Genomic DNA, 17,942 nt, shown 5'->3' on the forward strand with positions numbered 1-17,942 from the left:
AAAATTTAAAACAAAGACTCTGGATCTCCAACGATGAAACTGTTGAAGATGACGTGCGGGAAGATGAAAGCGGTTTAAAAGGCAAAATGAACAGGACAGGCAACCAAAGATGATCTGACATCCTTAGTTATTGTCATTGATTAGCAGTATAAAAAATTAAACCTCAACCTTCTTAGCTATTTTATTCAATATATGCCCAACAGCGCGCATACCAAAACTAGCGGTCACCGCCGTACTTGAGCCAAATCCAGTAGAACAATCCAATTTAATATTGCCTTCCATTTCCGATTTAGAATGACAAACCGTGCCATCAGCTTTGGGAAATCGTGCTTGCTCGGTTGAAAACACAAACTCAACGTCTAACTTACGCTTAGGGTTAGTAGAGTAATTATACTCACGACGTAACCAGTTACGGGTTTTTGCAGCCAATGCATCGTTAAAGGTTTTGAATAAATCGCAGATCTCAATTTTACTTGGATCAACCAAACCACCCGCGCCACCTGCGCATAACAATGGAATCTTGTTGCGTTTGCAGTGCCATATTAATTGCGCTTTGGGTTTAACCGAATCAATGGCATCAAAAATATAATCGTATTTTTCACCAATTAATTCACGAGTATTTTCACGTGTTAAAAAACAATCTTCTATATTGACTTTAATATCAGGATTAATGTCTTTTAAGCGCGCAGCCATCGCCTCAGTTTTTAACTCACCCACATTACTGGTTAATGCGTGTATTTGACGGTTGATGTTAGTGACACAAATATCGTCCATATCAATCAGGGTGATTTCACCAATGCCAGAGCGTGCAAGGCCTTCAGCCACCCACGAGCCCACACCACCAATACCAATGATACAAACATGAGTCTGCAAAAATGCTTGAAATACCTGCGTGCCGTACAAACGCTCAATGCCACCAAATCGCTCTTTCATAACCGTCTTAAAACAAAAAATTGGAGGGGGATTTTACATGGTTGTTTGCGGTATTGGTAGATAGCGCTCAATTTAAGTCATAGCGCTTTGGACAAGTGCGCAACAAAGTGAAATAGCCTACAATATGCCAAATTTCAAATTGGCCAAATGTTATGAATTTACGCGATGAGTTTCCTTTTTTTGCACAACCCAATGCCCCTGTATTTTTAGACAGCGGCGCCAGTACGCAAAAAACCAAATCTGTATTAGATGCCCTAGCACGCTCAAACGGCGTAGAGCACAGCAGTGTCCATCGCGGAAACTACGCATTAAGTCGTAAAAATACCGATGCGTTTGAATTAACCCGTAACTTGGTCACCCAATTTGTCAACGCACAAAAAGACGAAATAGTCTTCACAGCAGGCACCACCGCCAGCATTAATTTAGTCGCTTACTCATTTGTGCTACCCAACATTCAAGATCATCAGAACATCGTCATTACAGTAGCTGAGCATCACGCCAATTTAGTAATATGGCAACGCATCACGCAGCTGACTGGCTGTGAATTACGCTTTATAGAATTAGACGCACAAGGCCAGTTTGATTTAATACAAGCGGACAACCTAATAGACGAAGACACCTTTTTAGTGTCCATGACCCATGTCTCCAATGTATTAGGCAACCTACAGCCTGTAAAAGACTTAATCGACATCGCCAAACAAAATCAAGCTTACACATTAATAGACGGTGCTCAAGCAGTGTCGCATGTTGACGTCGACGTACAGTTTTTAGATGTGGATTTTTACGTATTTTCAGCACATAAAATGTATGGCCCGACAGGTTTAGGTGTATTGTTTGGTAAAAACGAATTATTAAATTCAATGCCACCGTTAATATATGGCGGCGCTATGGTAGCCTCAGTCAGTCGAAAGCAAACCACTTTTGCCAAACCCCCACACAGATTTGAAGCGGGCACAGCACCTATAAGCTCAGTTATAGCCTTTGCACACGCCATCGAGTTTTTAAACGAACACACCTTAGAAGAAATTCAAAACCATTCACAACAATTAACCGATTATACCTTTGAGCAATTAAACCAAATTAAAGACATTCAATTTTTATCTCCTAAAACAAGCATGGGCATCGTCGCATTTAATATTAAAGACATCCACCATGCAGATATAGCTATGTTGCTGGATGAACAAAATATAGCACTGCGCAGCGGGATATTTTGTGCACAGGTCTTGTTTGATTTTTACGAATTAAAAGGTGCATTGCGAATAGGCATTGCGCCGTACAATACCAAACAAGATATCGACTTATTTATCACCGCCCTTAAAAAAAGCATCGAGATGTTGAGTTAAATTATGTCAAACCAATTAAACGAATTTAAACAACAGTTCTCCCAAGTAAACGGGTTTGAAAATAAATATATGTTGTTATTAAAACTTGCCAAAACAGGTGAGTTTTTAGAGCCTGAATTATGTGTTGATGAAAATGAAATAGCAGGTTGCGAAGCTAAGGTTTGGATGTGCTCCAGCATGGTTGATGGGAAGGTACATTTCAAAGCCAATAGTGATTCACGCTTAATTAGAGCCATATTATGGATTGTGGTGAGTTTGGCTAATGATTCTGATCAGGCTGAAAATATTGACTATGTTTCTATTTTATTGGGATTTGGATTGGGCAATGTGGTGAGTCAGTCTAGGCAGAATGGAATTATGAAAATTCAGGAATCGATAGAAATGATATTGATTTGATATTTTTGAGAGTTTTATTATATGAACGTTGACATTAAATTTGATAATTTAAATGATTTTTTACTTGACAATAAATGTGTTGATTTTGCTTGTTACACTTATGAAAGTGGATATAGACAATGTGTTAGTAAAGAAAATTTTTTTGACGAAAAATTATTGGAAAGTAAGGTGAAGTATACATTTAAATCAGATTTTATGAATCCAATATTGTTTCCATACTACGTTCTGTATATCCCGAGTAAAGCATATCTAATGTTTGAGCGTAATAGCGAAACAATAATGGTCTGGGTGTGTTATACAGAAGAGGGATCTAGAAAAAATGGATATATGACTACTTTATTAAAAAAGTTAAAATTATTGAATCCAATAAAAGTAATTAAAATAGAAACGAACAGTAAATTTTTAAGAGAATTTTGTCCATCTATCGGTATTAAGTTAATAAAAAAATAGCTGTACGTTAATTTTTTACAAAGACATACTGGTTTAAGATTGTCGATATTAACAAACTATATTCTTAAAGTTATGCTTTGTTAGTTACTATTCACTTCTCAACTTTTTCTAATACAAGTAAAACTATGATAATCGAAGCATATAAAAATGAACCAAAAAGATTAAAAGACTTAAATGGATTCGGACCTCGTAGCGAAGAAATTTTAGCTTTAGTGGATATTCATTGTATTGAAGATTTTATGACAATCGAACCCTATGAGTTATATGCCATTCTTAAGCCGATGAAATCAATGGGTTTGAACTCGATTTATTCAATATTAGGTGCTAGAGAAAACATATCATGGTTAGAAATTAAAAATACACGAAAAACAGAAATATTAATGCGTCTTGATGATTTAGGGTTAGCGCCTAAGTAAACAGTTTCTATTGATGGAATATCATGGTTTTTCCAATTTAAGCTCTACAATCTAGTATAAATTGATGTGTTATACAGAGGGCTAAAGACGGTTTATATTAAAAAACAGGCCTCTTTTACAATGGCTCTAGCCCCAAATTTATAGTAAAATGCGCCAAAATTTAAACCCAACGAGATAACTCATGTCATTACCAAAAGTATTTTTCGCGAACGATCACGGTGCAAACGAACTTAAAGATGTTGTATTGGCTTATGTAGTAGAGCTTGGCTACGAAGTTGAAGATTTAGGCTGTGACGGATCTGAGAGTGTTAACTACCCAGACTACGCCGATTTAATGGCACAAAAAATTCTTTCTACTGAAAACTCGTTAGGCATTTTAATGTGTGGTACGGGTATTGGTATCAGCATTGCGGCTAACAGACATAAAGGCATTCGCGCGGGTTTATGCATGAATGAATTTATGGCAGAAATGACTAGAAAGCATAACGATGCCAATGTATTGGTGTTAGGCGGACGTGTTGTTGGGTCTGATTTAGGTAAAAGCATTGCTAAAACATTTTTAGAAAACGAGTTTGAGGGTGGCAGACACCAAACTCGAATCGATATGTTAGATTAATATCGATGTATAGAATTTCAAAAAAAGGGGTTCAAGTAATTGAATCCCTTTTTTTATGCTTACTGCATTATCAACTTATTAATCAATAGAACTTAAATTATGAAACCAATCGTCGTACTGGATTTTGAAACATCGGGCATGTCACCTGACTTTAATGATCGTGCTATTGAAATAGGCGCGGTAAAAATTGTGGATGGCGCGATCGTGGATGAATTTCAATCGTTGATGAATCCTGGTGTGTACATCAATGGATTCATTCAAGATCTAACAGGTATCAGCAATGACATGCTAAAAGATGCGCCACACAATTCACAAGTAATGACTCAATTCTATGAATTCATACAAGACAGTCATATCGTTGCGCATAATTTGAGTTTTGATAAAAAGTTTTTAGATGCTGAATTAGGTTTGGTTGATTTAGAATTTACAGGCAGTGCAGGTTGTTCACTTTTACTAGCAAGAAGAATATTACCAGACAGCCCAAACCATAAATTAGGCACGTTAGTGAATTATTGTCGTGTTCCAAAAAGTGGTCAATTTCACCGTGCATTAGACGATGCTAAAATGACGGGTTTTATTTGGTTAGCGATGATCGATAAAATTGAATCTAGCATTGGTAAAACCGTTAGCTTTGAAATGATTCAAAAAATATGTAAAACCCCAAAGAAAAAAATACCCGAATTATTAGCTTCAATATAGATATCAGAGGAAAAAAATATGTCTACTAAAATTTACGCCATCCCGGGCACATTTTGTAATGAAAATGTATGGGACGAATTAAAAAATAATTTACCGTCTGATATCGAAATAATTAATATTGAAATACCGTTTAAAAAATCTGTTGATAATATTGTAGATTCTTTAAATACTCTGTTACCAAAGGGTGCATTTAACTTATTGGGTTTTTCGTTTGGTGGCTATTTGGCCTCTGCGTTTGCAATTAAATATCCACATCGTGTTGAAAAATTAATGGTGGTGTCAGATGCATTAGACAAATTAGAAAATGCAGAAATAAACAATCGCAAACAATACGCTGAAATCATCAAAGAAGATGGGTTTAAAGGCTTAGACTCTAAAACCGTAATGGGTGTGTTACATCCTACTAAAAAATACAATACACAATTACGTGACAAAATTATTAGCATGAGCCATTCAATGTCCGACGGTGCAGCACAAAATCAATTATTAGCCACTAACACTCGAAAAGACTGTTATAAAAAAATCGGTCAATTAGCATCTCCTGTGTGGTTTGTAGTGGGTGACACTGACAAAACAGTAAACAATAAAATAATTTCGAAGGTGGTCAGTAAAAGTCATAATTTTGAATTAAAACAAATTAATCAGTCGGGGCATTTTTTACCGTTAGAGCAACCTGAAAAGTTGGCTGAAATTGTGACTAACTGGTTGGTGTCATAAAAAAAGGACAAGTAATGAAATTAAATGATTTGGTTGCGCAATATTCATGGAACGATATAGAGCAACCTTTTATTGATTATTATGGTTTTTATTTTAAAAAACATAATAAGCGAATTAAAAAAAAGAGATTGAACCGATTTAAATCTGCTTATGAATTGCTTCAAACGCTTAAGTGTCATGAGAATCATTGGCGAATACTGGTAACCAGTACTTTGGAAGATGGCGAGAATTATGTAGATGTCTCAAGTTTAAATGGAGAGCTTGTTAAAGATCAGTCCCATTATAATGCACAAAGAGATATTGAATATGCAGAAGATGAAGTCGGTTTTGATATAACGTTTACTTCGTGGGAGCAATGGCTAGGCATGCGTATTGAAAAATCTTCATTTGATGATTTTTCAAATGAAGAAATTGTCGCGCATTGCTTGTGGGAAATGACATTTAATACATTCGATAATCAAATTTCATAATTCACTATTTATGAAAAGGACAGGCACTGATCACACCGCTCCAAACAGGTAAGTCCATGTCTTCTTTTTCGTCAGTAGCACCGCCTGTTCTTGCTTTAAACGATCCTTCGTTAATAGTGAGCTTCATCAGTGCCGTGCCTTTACGCTCTTGTTTGCTGGGTGCCCTTACTTTCTCCCATCTGTCGGGTTCTATATTATTAATAATCTCTTTAAACGCATGATCAAAATCAACATCGTTTATCACACGCGTACCTGTGCAAAATAAAACCGCCGAACGATAATTAGCACTATGATGATAGGCCGATTTCGCCATGACCCATTCATCGGTTTGCGCGACACTCACACAAATTTCATTACCTTGCTCTAGCATTTTTTGTAATCGACTTTTATTAGCCACATGAAAATACAAATGCTGATCCACCGCCCAAAGTGTAATGGGAATAATCACAGGGCGGTTATCGCTTATAAAACCTAGGTGTCCCAATTTCACTTCATTAACTAATTGCGTCACTTTTTGTATGTCGTAACTGGCTCGTTTGGGTGCACGTTTGATTGTGCTGTGGGGACTGTGATTCATTAACTGGTTCATGTCTATTTCCTAATCTTAAATTATGTACAGATTATGATTCGAGATTGGAGTAGTATAAAGATCCAATTTTGTAATTTCTATGGTACCAATATGGAGGTGGCGTCTTTTCCTGCCTTTGACTTAAATAGCAACGAGCCCTTACAGCATCAAATTCACCAGCAATTTGTGAGCTTAATTGCCCAGGGTCGGTTAACCTCAGGCTTAAGATTACCCTCTACGCGAAAATTAAGTGAAATATTACAAGTCAGCCGAAACACCATTGTATTGGTGATCGAACAGTTAAAAATGGAAGGCTTTGTTTACAGCCAAACGGGGCGCGGCACGTTTATATCAAATGACATACCTGATGTAATATCCATTTCTAACACTCAAAAACAAGCATCAAAAACAACCAAACCTGAAAAACGATCTCAATTTATGGCGCTTTCGCAATTGGGTGAAACCATGAAAAAACTCAGCGTGAGTAGTGCGTTAACATTACCATTTACGCCTGGTGTACCTGATCTTAAACATTTCCCCCATAAAATTTGGCATAAGTTAGTAAGGCAACATCAAGACCGAACGGTGTTGATGGGGTATGACGACCCTCAAGGGTATTTGCCTTTACGTGAAGCGTTGGTGTCCTATTTGTCATTATCTCGAGGTGTAAATTGTAAAGCTGAAAACATATTAATTACTCAAGGCTCTCAGCAAGCTATTTCATTATGCAGTCAAATTTTATTAAATGAAGGGGATATGTTGTTACATGAAAACCCAGGTTATCAAGGAGCGAACCGTGCGTTTTCAACATCGAAACCGTTTGTGCAACCCGTACCGTTAAAAAATAACAGCATCGATGTGGATTGGATGATCAATCATTGTGAAAAATTAAGTGAATCAAAAATAATATACACAACCCCCGCGCATCAATACCCAATGGGTGGCTTGTTGCCTGCAAGTGATCGCTTGAGATTAATTAACTGGGCGACAGAAAATAATAAATGGATATTAGAAGACGACTACGACAGCGAATACCATTTTAACCATAAACCGATTGCGGCTATGCAGGGTATGACCAAACACAATAACGTGATTTACATGGGAAGTTTCAGTAAAACGTTATTTCCTGCATTGCGTTTGGGGTATCTTATTTTACCAGACGAATTAATAAGACCATTCACGGTTGCAAAGTCGTATTTAACAGGAGACTTGCCATTATTAAATCAAGCGGTGGTTGCCGATTTTATTATGCAAGGGCACTTTGTTAGACACTTGCGTAAAATGAGAAAACAGTACAAAGAAAAGTTTTTACATTTTGAACAACTTATCAATACAGTATTAAAAACTAAAGTAAATATTATTGCAGAAAGTGCAGGCATGCATTTGGTAATTGAAATTCCAAATATTAATGATGTGCAATTAAAAAATAAATTGTATGAACATGGATTTGGCAGTTCTGCATTGTCATCGTATTATTTAAATGATGAGATCAAAACGGGTTTGGTTTTAGGCTTTGCCAATACAACGGAAGAAAACAGAATGGATTTAGTTGAATTGTTAGATAAAATTTTATGATTTATTTAATAATAACAAGGCGTAATAAATACGCCTTGTTATAAGTATTAAAACAAATTACATAGGTTGATCATTCACTGTCATTGATTTTAAAAACTCAATAATGGCGTCTTGAGAGTATTGATCTAAATCAAAGTACGCATCACGAGATTCACGAGCGTCTCCACCATGAAAATGAATCGCTTCGGTTAATGTTGATAAATCACCACGATGACCATAAGGTGCTGAATCGCCAGCGTCCCATAATTTACGAGTTAAGAATACTTCAGTTGGGCGAGGGTAGGGTGTTTGGGTAAAATCATTAGCGTCGGCATAACCTAATATCGAACCTTGAGTTAATTGTTCATTACAAAAATGATCAAAATCTTCATCACAAAGATTATGACGTTTTAAATCTGTAAATGCATTGACCACAGCGCCTTGTTGGAATTTTTTAAGTTTGGCACCTTGTTGACCATCGTTAGTCATGTCCCAAGTATATAAATTGGCAACCTCATTTTGTTGTAAATTTCCTGCAGGGTTATATGGACTTGGTTCAACAAATAAACGAGACTCTAAAACTAATTCAGTTTGATGACACTCATTACAACCAATATCGCTAAATATTACTTCACCATCAGCTACGGCTTGTTTGGCTAATGGGTGGTTAGGAATATTTTGAGTTGGAATCGGTAATGATGCTTGGAATACTGTTATTGCAGTTATATCCCCCACGGTTAATTCATTTATTACACCATCTTGATCCGGGTCAGTATTTTCACCAAAGCGTTCAACAGTTTGCATGCCATGATGATGGTTCATTGCGTTGTTAGTAAATTCACGCAAACTCACAACCGCCCCTTTTTGATGAAACGGTTTAATGATTAAATCCCAATCAACCCCTTCAATTCCAGATGGATCAATTAATCCGTTCGCTAAAACGCTAATTTGACCAAACGATACACCTTTAGTGATTAAGTCTACAGTTACTGCTTGTCCTGTAGCTTGTGCTTGTTCAATCGCGTTGTCACGAATGTTGTGCATGTCTGCAGTCATTTCGCGAGATAACATCTCGATTGCACCCGCGCCAAACATGCCTAACGTGTTTCTTTCGTTTGAAAAATTAGGATCAATGGAAAATGTTACTGGATCTAATATTTGAGCTAATACAAACACGTTGGCTACAAAATCTCCAGCACCACCAGAAAATGGCTGACTATGGCAGCTTGCACATGAGCTACTGTCAGGGCCAGATGTTCTTAAAAAATCCGGTTGACCGTGTGGGTCACGAGGTGCACCGCCACCAGTGGAAGCTGGACGACCACGGCCATCTAAAAAGTTAAAGCGCGCATCAAAAATTAAGCGGCCTTGTTCGATTAAATCAAATTTATGAATCGAGCCATCTTCAATATCTTCTTGATCTAAATGAGTTTGCACCGCTGGAGTTTCACCTATTACAAAATCAGATTGATTGTTTTTATCGTTTTTAGCGAAGGCTGAACTTGAGGCTGCAATTAGTGCAATACATGGCAGTCCTTTTATTGTTTGTTTGATTGTTTGGGTAAGTTTATGTGTTGTATTAGTTTTCATGTGAATCCTCTTCTTTAATACTGCATCTCAGGATTTGAGAAGCGTACAGTTTAAAAGGATGTTTATGAATAATGAATTCTTTTTTTTTGTTATTGGGTTATTAAATTTTTATAAAAGGTAAATGCACATTAAATTGCTCAATTATCATGCGTTTTTGATGTGGTGCACCAAATTGATTTTAAATTTTAAATTTTTTATTTGGCAATTATATTCTTAACAATGTCAGTATTGGTATTTTGTCGATAATCAAAAGACGTGGTAATAAACGTGTTGGGATAATAACTGTTTTTCACATGAGCAATTTTGGGTGTCAGCCATTGCACTTCTTGATCATCAAAAAAACATAGCCCAAAACCTTTGCCCATTATTAATTGCAGGTTTTTCGTTTTTTACGGAAGCGAGATGTAATCCGCCTGTTTTACTTTATACACAGTCACTCAAAAATTGCAGTGGATAAAGACACCTTACCAACTTACTTGAGGCAGGTGATTGCGTAGTTAATATTGTAAATTCCGATCTACTCGAAAAAATGAATAAGACAAATGTAGCTGTTGAAAGCGATCAAAGTGAATTTGATTTAGCCGATATTAAAAGTTGTGCCAGTAATCAAGTTAACGTGTTATCCGTTAAAGACGCGCCCATTCGGTATGAATGCACATTAAGAGAAACAATGAGTGTCAGTGAATTACCAGCAGGTGGCACGGTAGTGTAATTGGATGTGAAAAGTATTTACGTACGAGATGATTTATATGTGGATAAAAATATTAATCAAGCGTTTGTTGATTCTGTGGGTAAGATGGGTGGAGATTATTTCAGTTTAACTGAAAAGCAAGTGGCACTTGGACGTCCTTAAAATTTGGCAAACTTATTTATGCTGTCTGCAAACATGTGATGTCTGCATTATTAACCAAAAGTTACCATCAGTTATGGCTTGTCGTTGATTACTAATAATAATCCCGTCATCTTCAACTGTTTTATCGTTGGAGATCCAGTAGCTTTGGTTAGTAACTAATGATTAGAATTTGCTGTTCTTTTGATGTTCGTAGGGTCGATATTTATATCGAAAGTAACAAATGGATGACCTTTCCGATTTTTTTGTCGGGAAGTTAACCTATATCACTGTAGACTAGTCATTAACAATGCTAATTTTGGATCCGACCCCAAATTATCAAAAGTGGGTGTCCCTTTTGGAGCTTTCCCTTTTGGAGCTTTATATCGAAAGTAACAAATGATCTTTTCGATTTTTTGTCGTGAAGTTAACCTAGTTCACCGTAGCCAAGACATTTCCAACGCTAATTTTGGATCCGACCCCAATATTTACGACCCCAATATTTACTTCCAAAGTAAAAAGTGGATGTCACTTCAGGTCTTACTTCAGGTCTTCGACAAAACTAATATGAGTTTAGTGGTGTAAAAGTGGATGTCCCTTTTGGTCTTTCCCAAATTATCAAAAGTGGGTGTCCCTTTTGGAGCTTTATATCGAAAGTAACAAATGATCTTTTCGATTTTTTGTCGTGAAGTTAACCTAGTTCACCGTAGTCAAGACATTTCCAACGCTAATTTTGGATCCGACCCCAATATTTACTTCCAAAGTAAAAAGTGGATGTCACTTCAGGTCTTTTTGATGTCACTTCAGGTCTTTTTACAAATGGACCCAGTGGCTTCGTAATTGATTTAGTCAAAAGTGGATGCCCCATTGGTTTTAGATGTCCATTTTGGTTTTATTTCTCGTCTCATTGAGTTTCCCTTTTGGTTTTTACTGGTAAATCTACAAACTTGCATGGGTCACTGTGATGGTTATTTCTAGACTATTCATCCCTTATGCATAGTAACTGTAAGTTGCAGTATCAATTTGTATACGAACAAAATTTTATGAACCTATAGGCTTTATTTAAAACATTAATATGTTTTAATCCACAGAATATACATCATTTAGAACGACATCTTTTAACAAGGAATAAATAACAATGAAAATTTTGTTAACACAGACACTAATTGTGGCTTTTGCACTAGTTTGTTGTGCTTGTATACCTCCTCCCGAACCTCAACCTGTTCCCATTCCTATCCCTGAAAATGATACAACAGCACCTGTGATTACATTATTAGGTGAAAAAGTCATTGAATTAGAAGTTTACACTGAGTTTCAAGATCCTTATTTCTTTACTAGTGACACCCAAGATTATGAAATTACCCAATCAGTATCAGGTGAAGTCTACACCCATGTATTAGGTAGTTATACCTTAACGTACCACGCAACTGATCGTTCAGAAAATCATGCTTTGCCTGTCACTCGTACTGTCAATGTCGTTGATACAACAGCACCTATTATAACGTTGAACGGTTTGGGAAAAATATTTTTTTATGCTCAAGATGAATACGCAGACTTAGGTGCAACCGTTAGTGATAATTACGATAAATCCGTCGTTATTAAAACATCAACGAATGTAGATTCAAAAAAGCAAGGTAGCTATATAGTGAGCTATCAAGCCATCGACTCATCAGGTAACGAGTCAGTAATTGAGCGTAATGTAACGGTGTTTGTTAGCGAACTACCAGAGCTCAGCATAAATGGAGATTCACACATTGAGGTTATTGTAGGCACGCCCTATATCGAATTAGGGGCCAATGCCACAGATGATTTTGATGGGCGGTTAGACGTAGCAATAATTGGTGAAGTAGACACACAAACGGTAGGTGAGTATGAATTAATTTACCAAGTCACTGACAGTCAGTATCAGCAAGTGGAACTAAAAAGAAACGTTACGGTAGTCGATGGACTAGAAAATTTTACCACTATCTGGCAAACCGATAATGAAGGAGTAAGTGAAAACAATCAAATCAAACTTGAAGTAAACCCCCAGCTTAATTATGACTACAACATAGACTGGGGTGATGGACAGGTTGATACAAATGTAAGCAGCGAAATCACTCACAGTTATGCTCAAACAGGGCAATACAAAGTTAGTATTACAGGGGGTTTTCCTCAAATTTATTTCTCTAATGGACCTTTATTGTCAGACGCTAAAAAAATAGAGTCAGTAGAAAGCTGGGGCGATAATATTTGGTTGTCGATGAAACAAGCCTTTTATGGCACTGACAATATACAGTTCAATACAACTGACAATCCAAACTTATCGATGGTGACGGATACGTCATATATGTTTGCAGATTCTAATTTTAATCAAGATATCAGTAGTTGGGATGTGTCTTCTGTTTTGGATATGAATCATATGTTTAATGCCGCAGTGGATTTTAATCAAGACTTAAACAGTTGGGATGTCTCTTCAGTGACAAATATGCAATCTATGTTCAAACATGCAACGGCATTTAATCAGGAACTTAATAATTGGAATCTGTCTTCGTTAACAAATTTGGCGGAGATGTTTTCGGGTGCCAGTTTTTTTAATCAAAATATAAATGATTGGGATGTTTCGTCTGTGACAAGTATGTTTAATATGTTTACTGATGCATACAATTTTAATCAACCCTTAAATAGTTGGAATGTTTCATCGGTTACAGACATGCACCAAATGTTTTATAACGCTCATCTGTTTAATGAAAATATCAGTGCTTGGGATGTATCCTCTGTGACAACAATGGCATTTATGTTTTATTCAGCAACCGATTTTAATCAGGATATTAGCCTTTGGGACGTGTCGGCAGTGACAAGTATGAACGCCATGTTTAAGGAAAGTAATTTTAATCAAGATATAAGTGATTGGGATGTTTCGTCAGTAATTACAATGTCAGAGATGTTTGCAACGGCGCAAAGTTTTAATTCAAATTTAAATGACTGGGATGTATCCGCAGTAACTGATATGAGAAGTATGTTTTCTGGTGCAGTGAGTTTTAACTCAAACTTAAGTAATTGGGATGTATCATTGGTAGAACAAATGGACGCAATGTTTTTTAGTGCTATAAAATTCGATCAGCCTTTAAATAATTGGAACGTGTCATCGGTTGGGAATATGCAAGGTATGTTTTCAAATGCCATAATTTTTAATCAAGATTTAAGCAGCTGGGATGTGTCATCGGTTAAAATAATGGGAGCCGGAGCCTGGTATGGTGATACCGGTATGTTCGATGGTGCCACAAGTTTTGATCAAAATTTAAGTGCTTGGAATATTTCTAATGTGGAAGAAATGGGTAAAATGTTTAAAGAAGTGACGCTCTCAACTGAAAATTACAATGCGTTATTACTGTCGTGGAGTAACCAAATACCACAAACAAACGTTGAGTTTGATGGTGGTAATAGCCAATACACTCAAGGCTCAATGGCTGAAATATCACGAACTGCATTAATGGATACCTTTAGCTGGGAAATTACAGATGGTGGGCCAGTCGTTTTACAATAAATCATTTAAAACGACGTACTTTTTAAAGTTAAATAATATTTATAGTTTTACAAATTTGTAGAAAACATACTTTTCAATTAGGAAAGAAATAATGAAATTTTTGTTAACCCCCATGCTGATATTGCTTTTTTCAACTGTTTTGAACAGCTGTGGAAATTCACCCGATACAACTGCGCCTGTGATGACCTTATATTATTTTTATGATAATACAGATGAAATAGAAGTGTATGGCACGTATATAGAAAACTCAGTCTTATTTTCTGATGAACAAGATTATGAAGAAGCCACAATGTGGATTACAGGTAAAGTAGACACTAATGTAGTTGGCAGTTATACATTAACCTATCACGCCAAAGACGAAGCTGGTAATTATGCCGCCCCCATTTCACGTACTGTTACTGTAGTAGACACAACTGCGCCCGTTCTAACATTAAACGGCAGCGAGCAAGTCACAATAGTAATGGGAAGTGAATACCAAGACATGGGTGCAACTGCTTATGATAATTACGATCAATCGGTGAATATCCAAACATCCATAAATGGTGACTTGCAAACAAAGGGCAGCTATATCGTTACCTATCAAGCAACAGACTCTTCAGGTAATCAATCACTAATTGAACGAAATGTAACCGTTTTAGACAGCCTGCCTCCCGAGATTTATTTAATTGGCGAACAACTAAAAACGGTATTTGTGGACACAGTTTTTGTCGATAAAGGCGCCATTGCATTCGACGATGTAGACAGTGAGTTAGTGATTACAACAATCGGTGAATTAGATATGCAATCTTTAGGTGAGTATGAATTAACATATCAAGTCACTGACAGTCATAATCAGCAAGTTGAAATAAAAAGAATCATAACTGTAGTGGATGGACACAATTATTTTAGAACATTATGGCAAACTGATAATGAAGGGTGGACAGAAGATAATCAAATTAAACTAGAAGTGAATCCAGAGTTTACTTATGACTTCAGCGTAGACTGGGGTGACGGATCGATCGATAGCCATGTAACAAGTGACATTTATCATGACTATTCTGAGCCAGGGCGGTATATGGTGACGATTTCAGGGCTTTACCCTCAAATGTATTTTAGAAAAAACATTAAAAACAGTAAATTCACAGATGCAAAAAAATTACTTTCCATTGAAAATTGGGGAGGAAATAATTGGTTATCAACGAAGCAAGCATTTTATGGGTGTAGCAATCTGGTGCTAAACGCCCAAGATGAACCGAATTTTTCTTTGGTTACTGATATGTCATATATGTTTGCAAACTCGGATTTTAATCAAGATATCAGTCATTGGGATGTATCGTCAGCGACTAATATGTCCTATATGTTTGCAAACTCGGATTTTAATCAAGATATCAGTCATTGGGATGTATCGTCAGTGACTAATATGTCATATATGTTTGCAAGCTCGGATTTTAATCAAGATATTAATAATTGGGATGTGTCATCGGTCACTGATATGTCCTATATGTTTTATGACGCCAAAAACTTTAATCAACCATTAGACGCTTGGGATGTTTCAGCAGTAACCAAAATGGCAGGCATGTTTAGAAATGCCCAAACGTTTAATCAAACATTAAATGATTGGGATGTGTCATCGGTGACAAATATGGGTGATATGTTTTATCAAGCCAGTAATTTTAATCAAGCGTTATACAGTTGGGACGTGTCATCGGTGACATCTATGAATGAAATGTTTTACGAAGCGGGCAGTTTTAATCAAGAATTAAATAATTGGAATGTGTCATCGGTAACGGATATGTCCCATATGTTTAAAAATTCTATATTTTTTGACCAAGCGTTAAATAATTGGGATGTGTCCTCAGTGACTGTTATGGATGGGATGTTTATGGGCGCAACCAAATTTAACCAAGATATAAATAATTGGAATGTGTCTTCTGTGACCAATATGGAAAATATGTTTAATAATGCCAAAATTTTTAACCAAGAATTAAATAATTGGGATGTATCTTCAGTTACGAATATGGGGGCCATGTTTCATTCTGCCAGTAGTTTTAACCAAGATTTAAGTAATTGGAATGTGTCATCGGTGTTAGATATGCAAGGTATGTTTCGTTTTGCCAGAATATTTAACCAACCTTTAAGTAGTTGGGATGTATCTTCAGTGAAAAGTATGGCTTCTATGTTTAGCTATACCGACAGTTTTAACCAAGAATTAAATAATTGGGATGTGTCCTCAGTGACCAATATGAGAAGCATATTTTATACAGCCCAAAGCTTTAACCAAGATCTAAACAATTGGGATGTGGCTTTGGTAACCGATATGTCTGGTATGTTTTATTCTGCTAGTCGTTTTAATCAAGACCTAAGCAATTGGGATGTGTCCTTAGTGACCAATATGAATGGCATGTTTGCACTTACCGATGGTTTTAATCAAGATCTAAGTAACTGGAATATTTCCTCAGTAAAAAGTATGAAAAGCATGTTCTATAATGCCGAACTTTCAACTGACAATTACGATGCGTTGTTAATGTCATGGAGTAATCAAATACCCCAGGATAATGTCTCTTTTGATGGAGGCCGTAGCGTATATTCAATTGACTCATTAGCGCAAACAGCTCGAACCACATTGATGGAAACCTTTGGTTGGAGAATTATTGATGGAGGGTCGACTGAAATGGCACCCGAAATCGAACCCGAACCCGAACCAGATTTGGGCAGTTTTAATCGGTACTTATTACTTTTGTTATTATGCTTAATAGGCTTTAGATCAAAGCAACGATCCCGACAGATAATCAGATAGCTACACAGAAACACAAAATAGGCTAAAAGCCCTTATGTTTTGTTTTTCGATTAGGGCTAGTACTTCAGTACTGGCCTTTTTTTGTTTCAAAATCCTTAAGAGAAGTAAAATCAACATCTAGGTTGAATAGTCATCAAGATTTCTTTGAATCTGAACCTTAGAATTCAGACCAATTGACTCATTGCCCATCATCTTCAGCAGTTTTATCCGATAAGTGCATCGTTTTACTTACCACATTCTTGTGAATATCCCGATATCTACTCTGACTTTTTTCTTTTAAATTTGTGAAAAATCTAGAGCAAGCGCTCGCCCACATCTCTGCATATGCAGTTTTAGTTTTTCGACATAAATGTCGACCCTACACGAACTAATATGTGGTAAGAACCAAGAGAGTTGGGGGTGTTGAAAAGTCGTTCTGATTTTTGTTTTCTTTTGATTTAATTAGAAACGAGAGCAAGCGCTCGCCCACATATTAGATTCCTATATCTCTACTGGATGCTTTTTAGTTTTGCTGAATAGCAATGACAGTTAAGTCTTCAAAATTTGGCAATGTTTTTTATGATGTTTGCAAATTCGGTGATGTCGGCATTATTAAATTGGCGGTAATCAAAATACGGGGTAATGAATGTGTTGGGATAATCGGCAAGTTTTACATGCGCGATTTTGGGGGTGATCCACTGAATGTCTGGTTCGTCAAAAAAAGATAAAGCAAAGCCTTTGCCCATTATTAATTGTACGTTTTGTGTTTTTGTAATGTCTATCGGATTTAAAATAAGGCTGTGTGCGCAGTGTGTTTGTAGTAAATATTCATTGCGTAGGCTTTGCCAGTCTTTAAATGTCATTGAATTGATTTCAAATAAAATTTTGGCGTATACGTTAAAAATTTTGCGCCAGCCATTGCCGTTATCTGAGTTGATCTGTTCGATGTCTTGATAACAAATAGGAGTGATTTTGTGAGGGTCTAGTGCTGTTGTAGAAGGAGTGTTGGCGCAATATACGGTAAATGTGCCGTCTGTTGCGCCAAAGCCTGTGTGCGGTGTTTTTAAAGGTGTCACTTTT

Annotated in this window: 16 protein-coding genes and 1 pseudogene; 13 read left to right on the forward strand and 4 right to left on the reverse strand. The window is 36.5% G+C overall.

Annotated elements, in window-relative coordinates; all coding sequences use genetic code 11:
• Positions 1–156: 156 nt before the first annotated feature.
• Complete coding sequence (gene tcdA / locus TYM08_RS05185) at positions 157–933, reverse strand: tRNA cyclic N6-threonylcarbamoyladenosine(37) synthase TcdA (RefSeq protein WP_422381909.1); 777 nt, start codon at positions 931–933, stop codon at positions 157–159.
• A 152-nt stretch (positions 934–1,085) separates the two neighbouring features.
• On the opposite strand from tcdA, the gene TYM08_RS05190 reads away from it, so the two are divergent.
• From TYM08_RS05190 to TYM08_RS05225, 8 genes are all read left to right on the forward strand, one after another.
• Positions 1,086–2,276, forward strand: coding sequence for an aminotransferase class V-fold PLP-dependent enzyme (locus TYM08_RS05190; protein WP_422381910.1), 1,191 nt, complete (start codon positions 1,086–1,088; stop codon positions 2,274–2,276).
• 3 nt (positions 2,277–2,279) lie between these two features.
• On the forward strand, positions 2,280–2,672 hold the full coding sequence (locus TYM08_RS05195) for a SufE family protein (RefSeq protein ID WP_422381911.1): 393 nt from the start codon (positions 2,280–2,282) through the stop codon (positions 2,670–2,672).
• Between the two features lie 21 nt (positions 2,673–2,693).
• Positions 2,694–3,122 (forward strand): hypothetical protein, encoded by a 429-nt coding sequence (locus TYM08_RS05200; protein ID WP_422381912.1) that lies wholly within the window; start codon positions 2,694–2,696, stop codon positions 3,120–3,122.
• A 125-nt stretch (positions 3,123–3,247) separates the two neighbouring features.
• Positions 3,248–3,538: a TfoX/Sxy family DNA transformation protein gene (locus TYM08_RS05205; protein WP_422381913.1), complete on the forward strand. Its 291-nt coding sequence runs from the start codon at positions 3,248–3,250 to the stop codon at positions 3,536–3,538.
• 181 nt (positions 3,539–3,719) lie between these two features.
• Entirely contained in the window at positions 3,720–4,154 is a 435-nt protein-coding gene (gene rpiB, locus TYM08_RS05210) for a ribose 5-phosphate isomerase B (RefSeq protein ID WP_422381914.1), read from the forward strand.
• A gap of 99 nt (positions 4,155–4,253) precedes the next feature.
• Positions 4,254–4,853 (forward strand): 3'-5' exonuclease, encoded by a 600-nt coding sequence (locus TYM08_RS05215; RefSeq protein ID WP_422381915.1) that lies wholly within the window; start codon positions 4,254–4,256, stop codon positions 4,851–4,853.
• A gap of 18 nt (positions 4,854–4,871) precedes the next feature.
• Positions 4,872–5,570, forward strand: coding sequence for an alpha/beta fold hydrolase (locus tag TYM08_RS05220; protein ID WP_422381916.1), 699 nt, complete (start codon positions 4,872–4,874; stop codon positions 5,568–5,570).
• Between the two features lie 14 nt (positions 5,571–5,584).
• Positions 5,585–6,040, forward strand: coding sequence for a DUF6557 family protein (locus tag TYM08_RS05225; RefSeq protein ID WP_422381917.1), 456 nt, complete (start codon positions 5,585–5,587; stop codon positions 6,038–6,040).
• Positions 6,041–6,044: 4 nt separating this feature from the next.
• Here TYM08_RS05225 and TYM08_RS05230 read toward each other — a convergent pair whose 3' ends face one another.
• Positions 6,045–6,629 carry a pyridoxamine 5'-phosphate oxidase family protein gene (locus TYM08_RS05230; protein ID WP_422381918.1) on the reverse strand — a complete coding sequence of 195 codons (585 nt, stop codon included), beginning with the start codon at positions 6,627–6,629 and terminating at the stop codon, positions 6,045–6,047.
• 90 nt (positions 6,630–6,719) lie between these two features.
• Between TYM08_RS05230 and TYM08_RS05235 the strand changes: the two genes are divergently transcribed.
• Complete coding sequence (locus TYM08_RS05235; protein WP_422381919.1) at positions 6,720–8,183, forward strand: PLP-dependent aminotransferase family protein; 1,464 nt, start codon at positions 6,720–6,722, stop codon at positions 8,181–8,183.
• 57 nt (positions 8,184–8,240) lie between these two features.
• Here the strand turns inward: TYM08_RS05235 and TYM08_RS05240 are convergent, their stop codons facing one another.
• Complete coding sequence (locus tag TYM08_RS05240) at positions 8,241–9,752, reverse strand: di-heme oxidoredictase family protein (protein WP_422381920.1); 1,512 nt, start codon at positions 9,750–9,752, stop codon at positions 8,241–8,243.
• A gap of 475 nt (positions 9,753–10,227) precedes the next feature.
• Between TYM08_RS05240 and TYM08_RS05245 the strand changes: the two are divergent.
• The 4 genes and pseudogenes from TYM08_RS05245 to TYM08_RS05260 all read left to right on the forward strand — a co-directional run.
• Positions 10,228–10,464 (forward strand): annotated as a pseudogene (locus TYM08_RS05245) (flavin reductase); the annotation flags it as partial.
• A gap of 6 nt (positions 10,465–10,470) precedes the next feature.
• The gene (locus tag TYM08_RS05250) at positions 10,471–10,605 is read left to right on the forward strand and encodes a hypothetical protein (RefSeq protein ID WP_422381921.1); all 135 of its coding nucleotides are present in this window, start codon (positions 10,471–10,473) and stop codon (positions 10,603–10,605) included.
• A 1,114-nt stretch (positions 10,606–11,719) separates the two neighbouring features.
• The gene (locus TYM08_RS05255; protein WP_422381922.1) at positions 11,720–14,107 is read left to right on the forward strand and encodes a BspA family leucine-rich repeat surface protein; all 2,388 of its coding nucleotides are present in this window, start codon (positions 11,720–11,722) and stop codon (positions 14,105–14,107) included.
• A gap of 91 nt (positions 14,108–14,198) precedes the next feature.
• Positions 14,199–16,883 carry a BspA family leucine-rich repeat surface protein gene (locus TYM08_RS05260; RefSeq protein WP_422381923.1) on the forward strand — a complete coding sequence of 895 codons (2,685 nt, stop codon included), beginning with the start codon at positions 14,199–14,201 and terminating at the stop codon, positions 16,881–16,883.
• A gap of 536 nt (positions 16,884–17,419) precedes the next feature.
• Here TYM08_RS05260 and TYM08_RS05265 read toward each other — a convergent pair.
• Positions 17,420–17,938, reverse strand: coding sequence for a DUF6942 family protein (locus TYM08_RS05265; RefSeq protein WP_422381924.1), 519 nt, complete (start codon positions 17,936–17,938; stop codon positions 17,420–17,422).
• Positions 17,939–17,942: the final 4 nt, after the last annotated feature.

This window comes from Marinicellulosiphila megalodicopiae (assembly GCF_045862395.1).
Taxonomy (GTDB): Bacteria; Pseudomonadota; Gammaproteobacteria; order Pseudomonadales; family Natronospirillaceae; genus Marinicellulosiphila; species Marinicellulosiphila megalodicopiae.